Origin of the sequence: Streptomyces sp. NPDC013187 (genome assembly GCF_042899705.1) — a bacterium.
Lineage (GTDB): Bacteria > Actinomycetota > Actinomycetes > Streptomycetales > Streptomycetaceae > Streptomyces > Streptomyces hawaiiensis_A.
In genome coordinates this window covers 53994-66836 of record NZ_JBIBAF010000015.1, presented here as the reverse complement: position 1 = coordinate 66836, position 12843 = coordinate 53994, and the positions used below count along the sequence as shown (strand labels likewise).

The following is a 12843-nucleotide window of genomic DNA, read 5'->3' as shown; positions in this document are numbered from 1 at the left end:
CGTGTTCCGCAGGGGGATACCGGACGTACCGCCGCCGGCTTCCCGTCCGGCTTGCCGCTCTGCATATGCTCATGCAGAATCCTCAGCTACTGAATAGGCGAGGGGGAGCACGTCATGAGCGTGACCGACAGCCCTGCCGCGCGGCTGCAGGCGCTCTTCGAGGGTCACCGGCTGACGCCGACCCAGCGGCGCATCGCGCACAGCATGGTGCGGCGCGCGGCCGACGTGCCGTTCCTGTCGAGCGTGGAGCTCGCCGAGCTGGCCGGGGTCAGCCAGCCGTCCGTGACCCGCTTCGCCGTCGCCCTGGGCTTCGACGGCTACCCCGCCCTGCGCCGCCATCTGCGCGAGGTCGCCCCCGTCGAACCCGCCGAGGAGGCCGGGGCCCACAACGAGTACCAGCAGGCCGTCGAGGCCGAGATCGAGAACCTGCGGCACCTGGCGGAGGCGCTGGCCGACCCCGCGCCCGTGCAGCGCGCGGGGCGCCTCCTCGCGGCCTCCCGCCCCCTCCTCGTCCTCGGTCTGCGGGCGGCGGCCGCCCAGGCACACGGCTTCGCCTACTTCGCAGCCAAGGTCCATCCCGACGTACGGCTGCTCGGTGAGGGCGGCACGATGCTCCAGGACCGCATCGACGCCGCCGTCCGGGCCGGCGCGAGCGCACTGCTCTGTTTCGCACTGCCCCGGCACCCCCGCGAGGTCGTCGACACCCTGGCCTACGCCAAGGAGGCCGGGCTGACCGTCGTCACGGTCGCCGACTCCGCCTTCGCCCCCGTCGCCAAGGTGTCCGACCTGCTGCTGCCCGCCGCCGTCGGCACCGGCCTCGCCTTCGACACGGCTTGTGCGCCGATGCTGCTCGGCCGGGTCCTGCTGGAGGCCATGTGCGACGACCTGCCCCAGGCCCAGGCGCGCCTGGAGGAGTTCGACACGAGGGCGGCGGCGCGGGGCCTGTTCGTGGACTGACGGCACACCGCGGTTTCTCAGATTCGTCTCACATTGCGTCGCTACCCTACGGCTCCCCAAGGCTTCGGAGACCGGACGGAGGCTGGACGTGACACGCGGAGGACAGGGACTGGCCCGGGTGGCCGTCGTCGTACGGGCGGGCGCGGCCCCGCTGTGGTGGCTGGGAGTTCTCGCGGCGGGCATCGGCCTGCTCGCACCGGGCCTGACAGGACGCCGCATCGGCGTCCTGGCCGGAGCGGCCTTCTTCGTCCTGGCGACGGCCACCGTGGCCTGCAGTCGCCGCAAGCGCTACGCGGCCCTGGCCGCCTCGGCGTCCCGGGCCGGCAAACACGACGTGCTCCAGGACCGCGCGGTCACGGTACGCAACTGGCGCCGGGGACACCGCTGGTGGCTCCTCCTCGCCTTCCTCGCCGCCCTGGGCAGCGCGTTCGCCGCCCCGGCGGCCGGGGGCATGCTCCTGGCCGGCTGCGGCGTCGGCCTGTGGCTGAAGTCGGCCTGGCTGGGCCGCCGCGAGCAGACCGGTGAAGCGCTGCTGTGGGTCCGCGTCGACTGGCTGCGCGGGGGAGCGGCCCACCCGGCCGGCAAGCGGGTGAAGGCCTACCGCAGCACGGGCATCGCGGCGGGCGACGCGGCCCCGGGCGGGGCCCGGAGGAATACGCCGACGCTGGTGTGATCGAGCAGCGGTGCACCGCCCCAGGGGCGCGGGGAACTGCGCGACAAGCCACACCACACCGGCGGCCGGAAGCCTACGGAACCTCCCACGACGCCGGTGTCATCCGGCGGCCGGGATACTACGGAACCTCCCACGCTGCTCGCGTCAACGCATCCACCTCCGCCCCACCCGACTCCGCGACGACCTCCCCCACGGTCTGCGCCCGCCGCACCACCGCGAAGCGCCCACCCGGCCCGAACCCGTACACCCCGGGCCGCACCAGCGAGTTGTAGCCGTAGTGGTGCGCGAAGTAGTACGCCCCGGTGTCCAGCGCCGCCGCGTAGTCCCCCTGTTCCAGCAACGGCAGGGACCGGCCCTCCGCCAGCAGGTCCCCCGCGAAACAGGCCGGTCCCGCGACGTCCTGCACCACCACCGGCCCCTCCTTCGGCCGCCCCTTCGCGTCGTACGCGGAGATCCGCAAGGGCCAGCTCCCCGGCGCGTACACCGTCCGCGCCGCCACCTGCACCCCGGCATGCGTCACCGCCACCGCCCGACCGCCGGAGGCCTTCGCGTACTCGACCCGTGCCACCACCGTCCCGTGCTTCGCCAGCAGTGACCGCCCGAACTCGGTGACCAGCCCGTACCGCCCGTCGAACAGCCCCGGTACCTCTTCGGCCAGCAGTCGCGCGTACTGCGCGTACGTCGGGGTCGTCTCCTCCGACGCGAAGTTCACCGGCAGGCCGCCGCCGATGTCGAGCGTGTCGACCTGCCGCCGCCCGGCCCGCCGGTTGATCTCCTCCGCCAGCGCGTACGTCTCCGCCACGCCCCGTGCCATCAGTGCCAGGGGGACGCCCTGGGACCCGGTGTGCGCGTGCAGCCGGGTCAGCCACGGCCGGTCCAGATACGCCTGGACGACCCACTCCCGGGCCCCCTCGTCGCGCAGTGCCACGCCGAACTTCGAGGTGGCCGTCGCCGTGGACAACGCCTCGATGGAACCCCCGCCGACCTGCGGGTTCACCCGGATCCCCAGCGGGGAACGGCTGGTCGCCGACCGCATCAGGGCGTCGATCCGGTCCAGTTCCTGCGGGTTGTCGGCGTTGACGGCGATACCCAGGTCCAGCGCCTCGCGCAGCTCGTCCGGCGTCTTCGCGGGCGAGTCGAGCACCGTCGTCTCCACCGGCACGCCCGCCGCCCGTGCCAGGGCCAGCTCGCCGGGACTTGCGACCTCCGCGCCGACCCCCTCCTCCCGCAGCAGCCGCAGCACCGGCACCAGCGGGGTCGCCTTCACGGCGAAGGCGTGCAGCACGGGCGTGCCCGGCGCCACCACCGCGGCGAACGCCGCCCGCAGTTCCGCCGCCGACTCCCGGATGCCGACGACGTCCAGCAGCCCGACGACGGGGCTGCCGGGCCCGAGCAGCCCTTGTGCCACGGCGGCCCGCACCGCCTCGTCCCGCCGGGCCGCCCGCCCGGCCCCGGTGCCGTCCCGCTCTTCCGCCTCGATGTGTGCGCCCATGCATCCAGCCAAACATCCACGGCACCGCCGCGCCGACGCCCCGATGTATTGACTAGCTCTATTCATGAGGCCAGGATGTGAATAGAAGCGGCAACATTCCGCCGGGAGCACCCACCAGGAGGCAGACCATGTCAGGACCCCGCCCCGTCCGAGCGCCGCGCGGCACGGAACCGAGCGCCCTGGGATGGCAGCAGGAAGCCGCCCTGCGGATGCTGCAGAACAACCTCGACCCGGAGGTCGCCGAACACCCCGACAAGCTCGTCGTCTACGGCGGCACCGGCAAGGCGGCACGCGACTGGCGCTCCTTCGACGCCATGGTGCGCACGCTGAAGGGCCTGAAGCAGGACGAGACCATGCTGGTCCAGTCCGGCCGCCCCGTCGGCGTCATGCAGACCCACGAGTGGGCCCCGCGCGTCCTCATCGCCAACTCCAACCTCGTCGGCGACTGGGCCAACTGGGAGGAGTTCCGCCGCCTCGAACACCTCGGCCTGACCATGTACGGCCAGATGACCGCCGGCTCCTGGATCTACATCGGCACCCAGGGCATCCTCCAGGGCACCTACGAGACCTTCGCCGCCGTCGCCGCGAAGAAGTTCGGCGGGACTCTGGCCGGCACCATCACCCTCACCGCCGGTCTCGGAGGCATGGGCGGCGCCCAGCCGCTCGCCGTCACCATGAACGACGGCGTCGCGCTCTGCATCGACTGCGACCCCCGTGCCATCGACCGGCGCATCGAGCACCGCTACCTCGACGTGAAGGCCGACAGCCTGGACCACGCGCTGAAGCTGGCGACCGAAGCACGCGACGCCCGCCGCCCCCTCTCCATCGGCGTCCTCGGCAACGCCGCCGAGCTGCTCCCGCAGCTCCTCGCCATGGGCGCCCCCATCGACATCGTGACCGACCAGACCTCGGCCCACGACCCGCTGGCGTATCTGCCCCTGGGCACCGCCTTCGAGGACATGGCCGACGCCGCCGCCAAGGACCCGGCCGGCTTCACCACCCGGGCCCGCGAGTCCATGGCCCGGCACGTCGAGGCCATGGTCGGCTTCCTGGACGCCGGAGCCGAGGTCTTCGACTACGGCAACTCCATCCGCGGCGAGGCCCAACTCGCCGGATACGACCGGGCCTTCGCCTTCCCCGGCTTCGTCCCCGCCTACATCCGCCCGCTGTTCTGCGAGGGCAAGGGCCCCTTCCGCTGGGCCGCCCTGTCCGGCGAACCCTCCGACATCGCCAAGACCGACAAGGCGATCCTCGACCTCTTCCCGGAGAACGAGTCCCTGGCCCGCTGGATCAAGATGGCCGGCGAACGCGTCCACTTCCAGGGGCTGCCCGCCCGGATCTGCTGGCTCGGCTACGGCGAGCGGGACAAGGCCGGCGAGCGCTTCAACGACATGGTCGCGAGCGGGGAGCTCGCCGCGCCGGTCGTCATCGGCCGCGACCACCTCGACTGCGGTTCCGTCGCGTCCCCCTACCGCGAGACCGAGGCCATGCTCGACGGCTCCGACGCCATCGCCGACTGGCCGCTGCTGAACGCCATGGTCAACGTCGCCTCCGGCGCGTCGTGGGTGTCGATCCACCACGGCGGCGGGGTCGGTATGGGCCGGTCGATCCACGCCGGGCAGGTGACGGTGGCCGACGGCACGGCACTCGCGGGCGAGAAGATCCGCCGCGTGCTCACCAACGACCCCGGCATGGGCGTCATCCGGCACGTCGACGCCGGATACGACATCGCGGAGTCGGTGGCCGGGGAGCGGGGCGTCCGCGTCCCGATGCGCGAGGGTGACGGCGCGTGAGTTTCCACAACATGTGGGCGGAGCTGCTGCCGGTCGGCCGCAGCTCCGCGTCCGGCGGCTACCGTCGCTTCGCCTGGACGGACGCCGACGCCGACTGCCGCGCCTGGTTCGAGGACCAGGCCCACGCGCGGGGCCTCACCCACGAGGTCGACCGGAACGGCAACCAGTGGGCCTGGCTCGGGGACCCCGCCGAGGGCGACGCCGTCGTCACCGGGTCGCACCTCGACTCCGTGCCGGACGGCGGCGCCTTCGACGGCCCCCTCGGCGTCGTGTCCGCCTTCGCCGCGCTGGACGAACTGCGCGGCAGGGACGCCCGCTTCACCCGCCCCCTCGCCATCGTGAACTTCGGCGACGAGGAGGGTGCCCGGTTCGGACTCGCCTGCGTCGGGTCCCGGCTCACCGCCGGGCAGCTCACCCGCGAGCAGGCGCACCGCCTCACCGACGGCGACGGCGTGACACTGCCCCGGGCCATGGAGGCGGCCGGATACGACCCGGACGCCATCGGGCCGGACCCCGAACGGCTCGCCCGCATCGGTGCCTTCGTCGAACTGCACGTCGAGCAGGGCCGGGCCCTGGACCTGTCCGGCGACCGGGTCGGCATCGCCAGCGCCATCTGGCCGCACGGCCGGTGGCGGTTCGACTTCCGCGGCGAGGCCAACCACGCCGGCACCACCCGGCTCACCGACCGGCGCGACCCCATGCTGTCCTACGCCGAGACCGTCCTCGCCGCCCGGCGCGAGGCCGAACTCGCCGGGGCCGTCGCAACCTTCGGCAAGATCGCCGTGGAGCCCAACGGCGTCAACGCCATCCCCTCCCTGGTGCGCGGCTGGCTCGACTCCCGCGCCGAGGACCAGGTGAGCCTCGACACCGTGGTCGGCGGCATCGAGAAGGCGGCCCGGAGCTACGCGGACGCGCACGGCATCGAACTCGACATCGTCCGTGAGTCCTTCACCCCCGTCGTCGAGTTCGACCACGCCCTGCGTGACGAACTCGCCCGCATCCTCGGCACGGACACCGACCTCACGGTCCCCGTCCTCGGCACCGGCGCGGGACACGACGCCGGGATCCTGTCCGGGAGCATCCCGACCGCCATGCTGTTCGTGCGCAACCCCACCGGCGTCTCCCACTCCCCGGCCGAGTCCGCGAACGAGGACGACTGCGTGGCCGGGGTACTGGCACTCGCCGACGTACTGGAAGGACTGGCGTGCAGGTGACGACAGCAGCCCCGCGGACGTACTGGCTGGAACACGCCTGGCTCGGCACCGGGGTCGAGCCGGGTGTCGCCGTGGAGGTCGCGGACGGCCGCATCACCGCCGTCCGCACCGGGACCCCCGCACCACCGCCCGGCGCCGAGGTCCTGCGCGGGCTCACCCTGCCCGGCCTGGCCAACGCCCACAGCCACGCCTTCCACCGCGCCCTGCGCGGCACCGTCCAGGTCGGGTCCGGCACCTTCTGGACCTGGCGCGAGGTCATGTACGCCACGGCCGCCCGGCTCACCCCGGACCGCTACCACGCCCTCGCCCGCGCGGTGTACGCCGAGATGGCGCTGGCCGGCATCACGGCCGTCGGCGAGTTCCACTACGTCCACCACGCCCCCGGCGGCACCCCCTACGCCGATCCCAACGCGATGGGCGAGGCCCTCATCGCGGCCGCCGCCGAAGCCGGGATCCGCATCACCCTCCTCGACACCGCCTACCTCTCCTCCGGCTTCGGGCAGCCGCCCACCACCCACCAGCTCCGCTTCTCCGACGGGGACGCCGAGGCCTGGGCGGCACGCTCTTCACTTCTCAAGGAACGGGATCACGCACGGATCGGCGCGGCGATCCACTCCGTACGGGCCGTGCCCGCCGAGCAGTTGGAGACCGTCGCGCGGTGGGCCGGGGAGCGGCGGGCCCCGCTCCATGTGCACCTGTCCGAGCAGACCGCCGAGAACGAGGCGTGCCGGGAGATCCACGGCTGCACCCCGACCCAGCTCCTCGCCCTGCACGGCGTCCTCGGACCGCGCACCACGGGCGTCCACAACACCCACCTCACCGCCGAGGACATCTCCCTCATCGGCGGCAGCGGCACCGGCACCTGCATGTGCCCGACCACCGAGAGGGACCTCGCGGACGGCATCGGGCCGGCCGTCGCCCTGCAGAACGAGGGCTCACCGCTCTGTCTCGGCTCCGACAGCCACGCCGTGATCGACTTGCTCGAAGAGGCGCGGGCCCTGGAACTGAACGAGCGGCTGCGCACCCGCACCCGCGGTCACTGGACGGCGGCGGCCCTGCTGCGGGCGGCCTCGCCCGACGGCCACGCGGCCCTCGGCTGGGACGAGGCGGGGGCCCTGGAGACCGGCGCGCTCGCCGACTTCACCACCGTCGCGCTCGACTCGGTCAGGACGGCAGGGCCGCTTCCGCGGCTCGGGGCCGAGACGGCCGTATTCGCCGCGTCGGCAGCGGACGTGTCGCATACGGTCGTGGCAGGTCGGCACGTCGTACGGGACGGGGTCCACTCCCTCGTACCCGATGTGCCGCGGGCCCTCGCGGACGCCGTCGAAGCCCTGCGCGGATGACCGCGGGCCGCACGCCCGCGCGGCCCGCCTCCGCCCCCGAACCCGACCCCACCGCCGACCAGGCCACCAAGGACGCCATGAGCAACGCGACGACCGTCAGCCCCGCCCACTCCGCGAGCACCGCAAGCACGCTCATCACGAACATCGCCAGCCTGGTCACCAACGACCCCTCCTCCGGTGACGGTTCCCCCCTGGGACTGGTCCAGGACGCGGCCGTCGTCATCGAAGGCGACCGCGTCGTGTGGACCGGTGATCGAAGCAAAGCACCCGCCACTGACAATCGGGTCGACGCCGAAGGCCGGGCGGTCGTCCCCGGCTTCGTGGACTCCCACTCCCACCTCGTCTTCGCGGGCGACCGGACGCAGGAGTTCAACGCCCGGATGTCCGGGCGGCCGTACAGCGCGGGCGGCATCCGCACCACCGTCGCGGCCACCCGGGCGGCGAGCGACGAGGAACTCGAAGCCAGCGTCACCCGTTACCTCGCCGAAGCCCTCCGCCAGGGCACCACCACGTTCGAGACCAAGTCCGGCTACGGCCTGACGGTCGAGGACGAGGCCCGGGCCCTGCGCATCGCCGCCGCCCATACCGACGAGGTCACCTACCTGGGCGCCCACATCGTCCCGCCGGACTTCGCGGAGGACCCGGCCGGCTACGTCGCGCTGGTCACCGGCGAGATGCTGGACGCCTGCGCCCCGCACGCCCGCTGGATCGACGTCTTCTGCGAGAAGGGCGCCTTCGACGGCGACCAGGCCCGCGCCATCCTCATCGCCGGCAAGGCGAAGGGCCTCCACCCCCGCATCCATGCCAATCAGCTCTCCTACGGCCCCGGCGTGCAGCTCGCGGTCGAGCTCGACGCGGCCAGCGCCGACCACTGCACCCACCTCACCGACGCGGACGTGGACGCCCTGGCAGGCAGCCGTACGGTCGCCACCCTGCTGCCCGGCGCCGAGTTCTCCACGCGGGCGCAGTGGCCGGACGCGCGGCGGCTGCTGGACGCCGGTGTCACGGTGGCGCTGTCCACGGACTGCAACCCCGGCTCGTCCTTCACCTCGTCCGTCCCGTTCTGCGTCGCGCTGGCCGTACGGGACATGGGGATGACCCCGGACGAGGCCGTGTGGTCGGCGACGGCGGGTGGGGCAGCGGCCCTGCGGCGCGACGACATCGGCCGTCTCACCCCGGGCGCGTACGCGGACCTGACGCTCCTCGACGCCCCGAGCCACGTCCACCTGGCCTACCGCCCCGGCGTCCCGCTGGTCAGCGGGGTGTGGCGGCGCGGAGAGCGCGTGGTGTGATCACCGGCCCGCGATAATGCGATGCCGCGTCGGAGGACGACCGGCATCGGACGAGGGGCGGGACGGATGGCGAAGCACTGGTCGGCACCGTTGCTGGTGAACCTGCTGCTGGGGATTCCGGCCGTGGTGCCGGTCTGGCTGCTGTGGTACCTGGCGGCCAACTGGCCGCTGGCCGAACTCGGCCTGACGGTGCGGGAGCCCACGGAGAACGACGGCGTGCTGCCGTGGTTCCTCGTCGCCGGGCCGGTCGTCGCCGTGTTCGGGCTGCTCTGGTGGCTGGCCAACCGTCCGCTGCGGCGCAGTACGGCCCTGCCGCCGGGCCGCTACTGGGCGCTCGGCGTCCTCGCCACGCTGGTGCCGACGCTCGTCCTCGTCGCCGTCTCCGCGATGTGAGCGGGGCGACAGGGCATGCGCAGGGGGCGGACCGCACGGTCCGCACGGTCCGCCCCCTGAAGACAGCGTCATCCGGTGAGGATCACTCCTCGACGGTCAGCCCCTTGCGCAGCCGCACCAGCGTCCGCGACAGCAGACGCGAGACGTGCATCTGCGAGATGCCGAGCTCTTCGCCGATCTCCGACTGGGTCATGCCCGCGACGAACCGCAGGGACAGGATCTTCCGGTCGCGCGGCGGGAGTTCGGCGATCAGAGGCTTCAACGACTCGACGTACTCGATGCCTTCGAGTCCGTGGTCCTCGTAGCCGATGCGGTCCGCGAGCGCGCCCTCGGAGTCGTCCTCCTCCGGCTGGGCGTCCAGCGAGGAGGCGGTGTAGGCGTTCGAGGCGGCCATGCCCTCGACGACCTCGTCGTTGGAGAGGCCGAGTCGCTCGGCCAGCTCGGCCACCGTGGGGGCGCGGTCGAGCTTCTGGGCCAGCTCGTCCCCGGCCTTGGCCAGGTCGAGCCGCAGCTCCTGCAGCCGGCGCGGAACGCGCACGGACCACGAGGTGTCACGGAAGAAGCGCTTGATCTCGCCGATGATGGTCGGCATCGCGAACGTGGGGAACTCCACACCGCGGGACAGCTCGAAGCGGTCGATCGCCTTGATCAGGCCGATGGTGCCGACCTGGATGATGTCCTCCATCGGCTCGCTGCGGGAGCGGAACCGGGAGGCGGCGAACTTGACCAGCGCGAGGTTCAGTTCGACAAGCGTGTTGCGGACGTACGAGTACTCGTGGGTCCCTTCCTCCAGCGTCTCCAGACGCTCGAAGAGGGTCTTGGACAGCGCCCGGGCGTCGACCGCGTCGACTTCCTCGTACGGGGGGATGTCCGGAAGTCCGGCGAGGAGACCGTCCTGTGTGACGAGCATCTCGGCCTGCTCGATGGGATCCAGATGGTCCGGAGGGGGTGTCGACGTCGCTTTGTGGGTACGCGATCCGTCGAGCCGGGGTGACATGATGTCCTCCATCGTTCTCGGCATATGGCTGCCGGAGCCGTTAGGTGCACTGCGGTGTGCGGCGCCTCCAAAGCCGGCCGTGTCGGGTACGTGTCCTTACTAGGCCTACCCGCTTTCCCGAGCCCACCGCAAGTGCGTTCTGTGGGCATATGTCCGTTTGTGTGTAGTTGTTCGGGTGTCGGACCGTGCCGGGAAGGCGTAGTGTTCGAGGGCGTCAGCAACCAGCCTCGACGTCAGGAGAGAGAGACGGCATGGACCGCGGGACGGTCGGCAGCGCACAGTCTGGCCGGCTTCTGGTGGAGGTGCGGGAAGAGGGCTCTAGTGCCGTCGTGACCCCGGCGGGTGAGTTGGATCACCACACCGCCGATCTGTTGCGTGAGCCACTCGAGGACTGCCTCGCCAAGGGATTCAAGCGCCTGGTCATCGATTGCGCGCGCCTGGAGTTCTGCGACTCCACGGGGCTCAATGTGCTGCTCGGGGCGCGGCTGAAGGCGGAGGCCGCCGGTGGCGGCGTCTCGCTCGCCGGTATGCAGCCGGTGGTGGCACGCGTGTTCGAGATCACGGGTGCGGACGCGGTCTTCAGTGTCCATGACTCGCTCGAGGCGGCCCTGGCCGACGAGTCGGGCTGACCGGCGGTGCCTCGGCGCGCGGTGCCTCGGCGATCCCTCTGTGACCGGCATCCCGGCCCTGTCACGTCTTTCGTGCGGAATGCATGGGTGTTCAGCCGGTCCCCCAGGGCAGGAGACATCCTGAACCTGTCGGGTACCCGGGCGGCGGGAGCGCCGCGACACCGACGTGCCGCGCACTGCGTGACTGACTGTGTAGTGAATTTTTTGAATCGTGAACTGGTGAATCGGTGAGGTGAAGCGCTGATGAGCACCACCCGGCCTTACCCGCCGGGCGACCGCGGGCCGGAGCCCAGCGGCGCTTCCGGGGCGTCCGAGGGTGGCGTAGCGGCGACCGGTGCGTCCGGCGAGGGCGCGGGGGCGCCGTCCGGGGCCGCGGCTCCGCCGGCGGGCCCGCAGGTGCGTCGGCTGAGCTTCGACGACGAGAGCGGCGTCGTTCCGCTGGCCCGCGACTTCACCCGCCAGGCGCTGTACGCGTGGGGCTGGCTGCCCGCCGCCTCCGCCGACCAGCGGGCCGCCGCCGAGGATGTGCTGCTGGTCGTCTCCGAGCTGGTGACCAATGCCTGCCTGCACGCCGAGGGGCCGGACCAGTTGCGGATCTCCTGCGACAACAAGGTGATCCGCGTCGAGATCGCCGACCGGGGCACCGGCCAGCCCGCACCCCGTACGCCGCACCGCGCGGGACGCCCGGGTGGTCATGGCATGTTCATCGTCCAGCGCCTCTGCCTGGACTGGGGTGTGGTCCGTACGCCGGGGGTCTCCGGCAAGACGGTGTGGGCGGAACTGGGCGCACCTGCTTGATCCTGGGGTTCTCTGTTCGGACCCGGGCGCACTCGCGTGATCGCAGGTGCGCACCCGCGTGATCACGTGTGCGCACCTGCCTGCACGCGTTCTTCACCTCCCGCCCGGTGCGCTTTCGGTCGCGGTGCTCTCGCGGCGGCGCGTCCGAACGGGTGACCGCTCGTGCCGCTCCTCCGGGGCAGGAGCCGCCGCAGCACATCCCCGTACGTCGCTCGGCGCGGGCCGGATCCCTCGCAGATCCGCCGCGCGCTGTGTCTTCCTTCCTCAAGGCCCCGGGCGTACCTTGACGGCCCTATCTGATACGCCGTCAGGAACAGGAAGGGGAGCGGCACCGTGTCGTACCGGAAACGAACCGCCGCGCTCGCGTCCGCCGCGGCCCTGGCCGGCTCGGCGGTGTGGATGGCCGCCCCCGTAGCCCGGGCCGAGGTCGTCGACGTCAACTATCAGTGCAAGACGCCGATCGGCGACAAGAGTGCCGTCTCTCCCATCGACATCAAGGCCGTCAAGAGCGGCAACGGCTACCGGATCACCATGTCCTGGCAGAAGGGCGTCTCCTCCAGCCCGGTCGAACTGGGCAAGGGCGCGATGACGCCGAGCGCCACCATCGCCCTGGGCGGTGTGGACAGCGGCACCCTGTCGGTGACCGGCCCCGCCAACGACGCCGCGATCCCGGCCAACACGCCCATCAAGATCAGCGACCTCAGCGGCACGTACACCCCGAAGAAGAGCGGCGAGGTCGGCTTCACGGCCGGTGTGCTCACCATCAAGGCGCTCGGCACGACGACCACGTGCACCCCGACGAACGAACCGGGCCCGTCCCTCACCCTCGACGTCGAGGCCGCCGGGGGCGGCGGCCTCGACGTCGAGGGTGAGGGAGGCGGCTCCGGCCCCGACAGCGGCGCCGGACTGCCGCAGACCGGGCCCGAGGACTCCGCGGTCGCCCTCGGCACCCTCGGCGGCACGGTCCTGCTCGCCGGGGCGGCAGGTGCCCTGTGGCTGACTCGACGCCACCAGGGGGCCGGGGCAAGCGGTTGACCGGAAGCCCCCTGGCGGACGCACCGCTTCCGAGGCGCGGCCACCAGGGAGCCGGGGCAAGCCGTTGACCGGAAGCCCCCTGGCGGACGCACCGCTTCCGAGGCGCGGCCACCAGGGGGCCGGGGCAAGCCGTTGACCGGAAGCCCCCTGGCGGACGCACCGCTTCCGAGGCGCGGCCACCAGGGAGCCGGGGCAAGCCGTTGACCGGAAGCCCCCTGGCGGACGCG

The 12843-nt window shown here is 72.4% G+C and carries 12 protein-coding genes; 10 read left to right on the top strand and 2 right to left on the bottom strand.

Going from position 1 to position 12843, the window contains the following annotated elements; genetic code table 11:
- Window positions 1-114 precede the first annotated feature (114 nt).
- Complete coding sequence (locus ACFY5B_RS29315) at window positions 115-957, top strand: MurR/RpiR family transcriptional regulator (protein WP_389974866.1); 843 nt, start codon at window positions 115-117, stop codon at window positions 955-957.
- A gap of 88 nt (window positions 958-1045) precedes the next feature.
- A complete protein-coding gene (locus tag ACFY5B_RS29310; protein ID WP_389974863.1) occupies window positions 1046-1630 on the top strand; it encodes a hypothetical protein in 585 nt (194 codons plus the stop codon).
- 118 nt (window positions 1631-1748) lie between these two features.
- Here the strand turns inward: ACFY5B_RS29310 and ACFY5B_RS29305 are convergent, their stop codons facing one another.
- A complete protein-coding gene (locus ACFY5B_RS29305) occupies window positions 1749-3122 on the bottom strand; it encodes a diaminopimelate decarboxylase (RefSeq protein WP_389974860.1) in 1374 nt (457 codons plus the stop codon).
- Between the two features lie 128 nt (window positions 3123-3250).
- Between ACFY5B_RS29305 and hutU the strand changes: the two genes are divergently transcribed.
- The 5 genes from hutU (at window position 3251) to ACFY5B_RS29280 (ending at window position 9157) form a co-directional block, all read left to right on the top strand.
- The gene (gene hutU / locus ACFY5B_RS29300; protein ID WP_389974857.1) at window positions 3251-4915 is read left to right on the top strand and encodes a urocanate hydratase; all 1665 of its coding nucleotides are present in this window, start codon (window positions 3251-3253) and stop codon (window positions 4913-4915) included.
- Window positions 4912-6129, top strand: a complete 1218-nt coding sequence (locus tag ACFY5B_RS29295; RefSeq protein WP_389974854.1) for an allantoate amidohydrolase — start codon at window positions 4912-4914, stop codon at window positions 6127-6129. The genes hutU and ACFY5B_RS29295 overlap by 4 nt, the downstream gene beginning before the upstream one ends.
- Entirely contained in the window at window positions 6120-7472 is a 1353-nt protein-coding gene (locus ACFY5B_RS29290; protein ID WP_389974851.1) for a formimidoylglutamate deiminase, read from the top strand. Before ACFY5B_RS29295 ends, ACFY5B_RS29290 begins: the two co-directional genes overlap by 10 nt.
- The gene (gene hutI / locus ACFY5B_RS29285) at window positions 7469-8764 is read left to right on the top strand and encodes an imidazolonepropionase (RefSeq protein WP_389974848.1); all 1296 of its coding nucleotides are present in this window, start codon (window positions 7469-7471) and stop codon (window positions 8762-8764) included. Before ACFY5B_RS29290 ends, hutI begins: the two co-directional genes overlap by 4 nt.
- 66 nt (window positions 8765-8830) lie before the next feature.
- Window positions 8831-9157: a hypothetical protein gene (locus ACFY5B_RS29280; protein WP_389974845.1), complete on the top strand. Its 327-nt coding sequence runs from the start codon at window positions 8831-8833 to the stop codon at window positions 9155-9157.
- An 82-nt stretch (window positions 9158-9239) separates the two neighbouring features.
- Here the strand turns inward: ACFY5B_RS29280 and ACFY5B_RS29275 are convergent, their stop codons facing one another.
- Window positions 9240-10154 (bottom strand): RNA polymerase sigma factor SigF, encoded by a 915-nt coding sequence (locus tag ACFY5B_RS29275; protein ID WP_389974842.1) that lies wholly within the window; start codon window positions 10152-10154, stop codon window positions 9240-9242.
- Between the two features lie 251 nt (window positions 10155-10405).
- On the opposite strand from ACFY5B_RS29275, the gene ACFY5B_RS29270 reads away from it, so the two are divergent.
- The 3 genes from ACFY5B_RS29270 (at window position 10406) to ACFY5B_RS29260 (ending at window position 12616) form a co-directional block, all read left to right on the top strand.
- A complete protein-coding gene (locus ACFY5B_RS29270; protein WP_031102780.1) occupies window positions 10406-10783 on the top strand; it encodes an STAS domain-containing protein in 378 nt (125 codons plus the stop codon).
- A gap of 243 nt (window positions 10784-11026) precedes the next feature.
- On the top strand, window positions 11027-11581 hold the full coding sequence (locus tag ACFY5B_RS29265) for an ATP-binding protein (protein WP_389974839.1): 555 nt from the start codon (window positions 11027-11029) through the stop codon (window positions 11579-11581).
- Between the two features lie 333 nt (window positions 11582-11914).
- Window positions 11915-12616: an LPXTG cell wall anchor domain-containing protein gene (locus tag ACFY5B_RS29260; protein WP_389974836.1), complete on the top strand. Its 702-nt coding sequence runs from the start codon at window positions 11915-11917 to the stop codon at window positions 12614-12616.
- Window positions 12617-12843 lie beyond the last annotated feature (227 nt).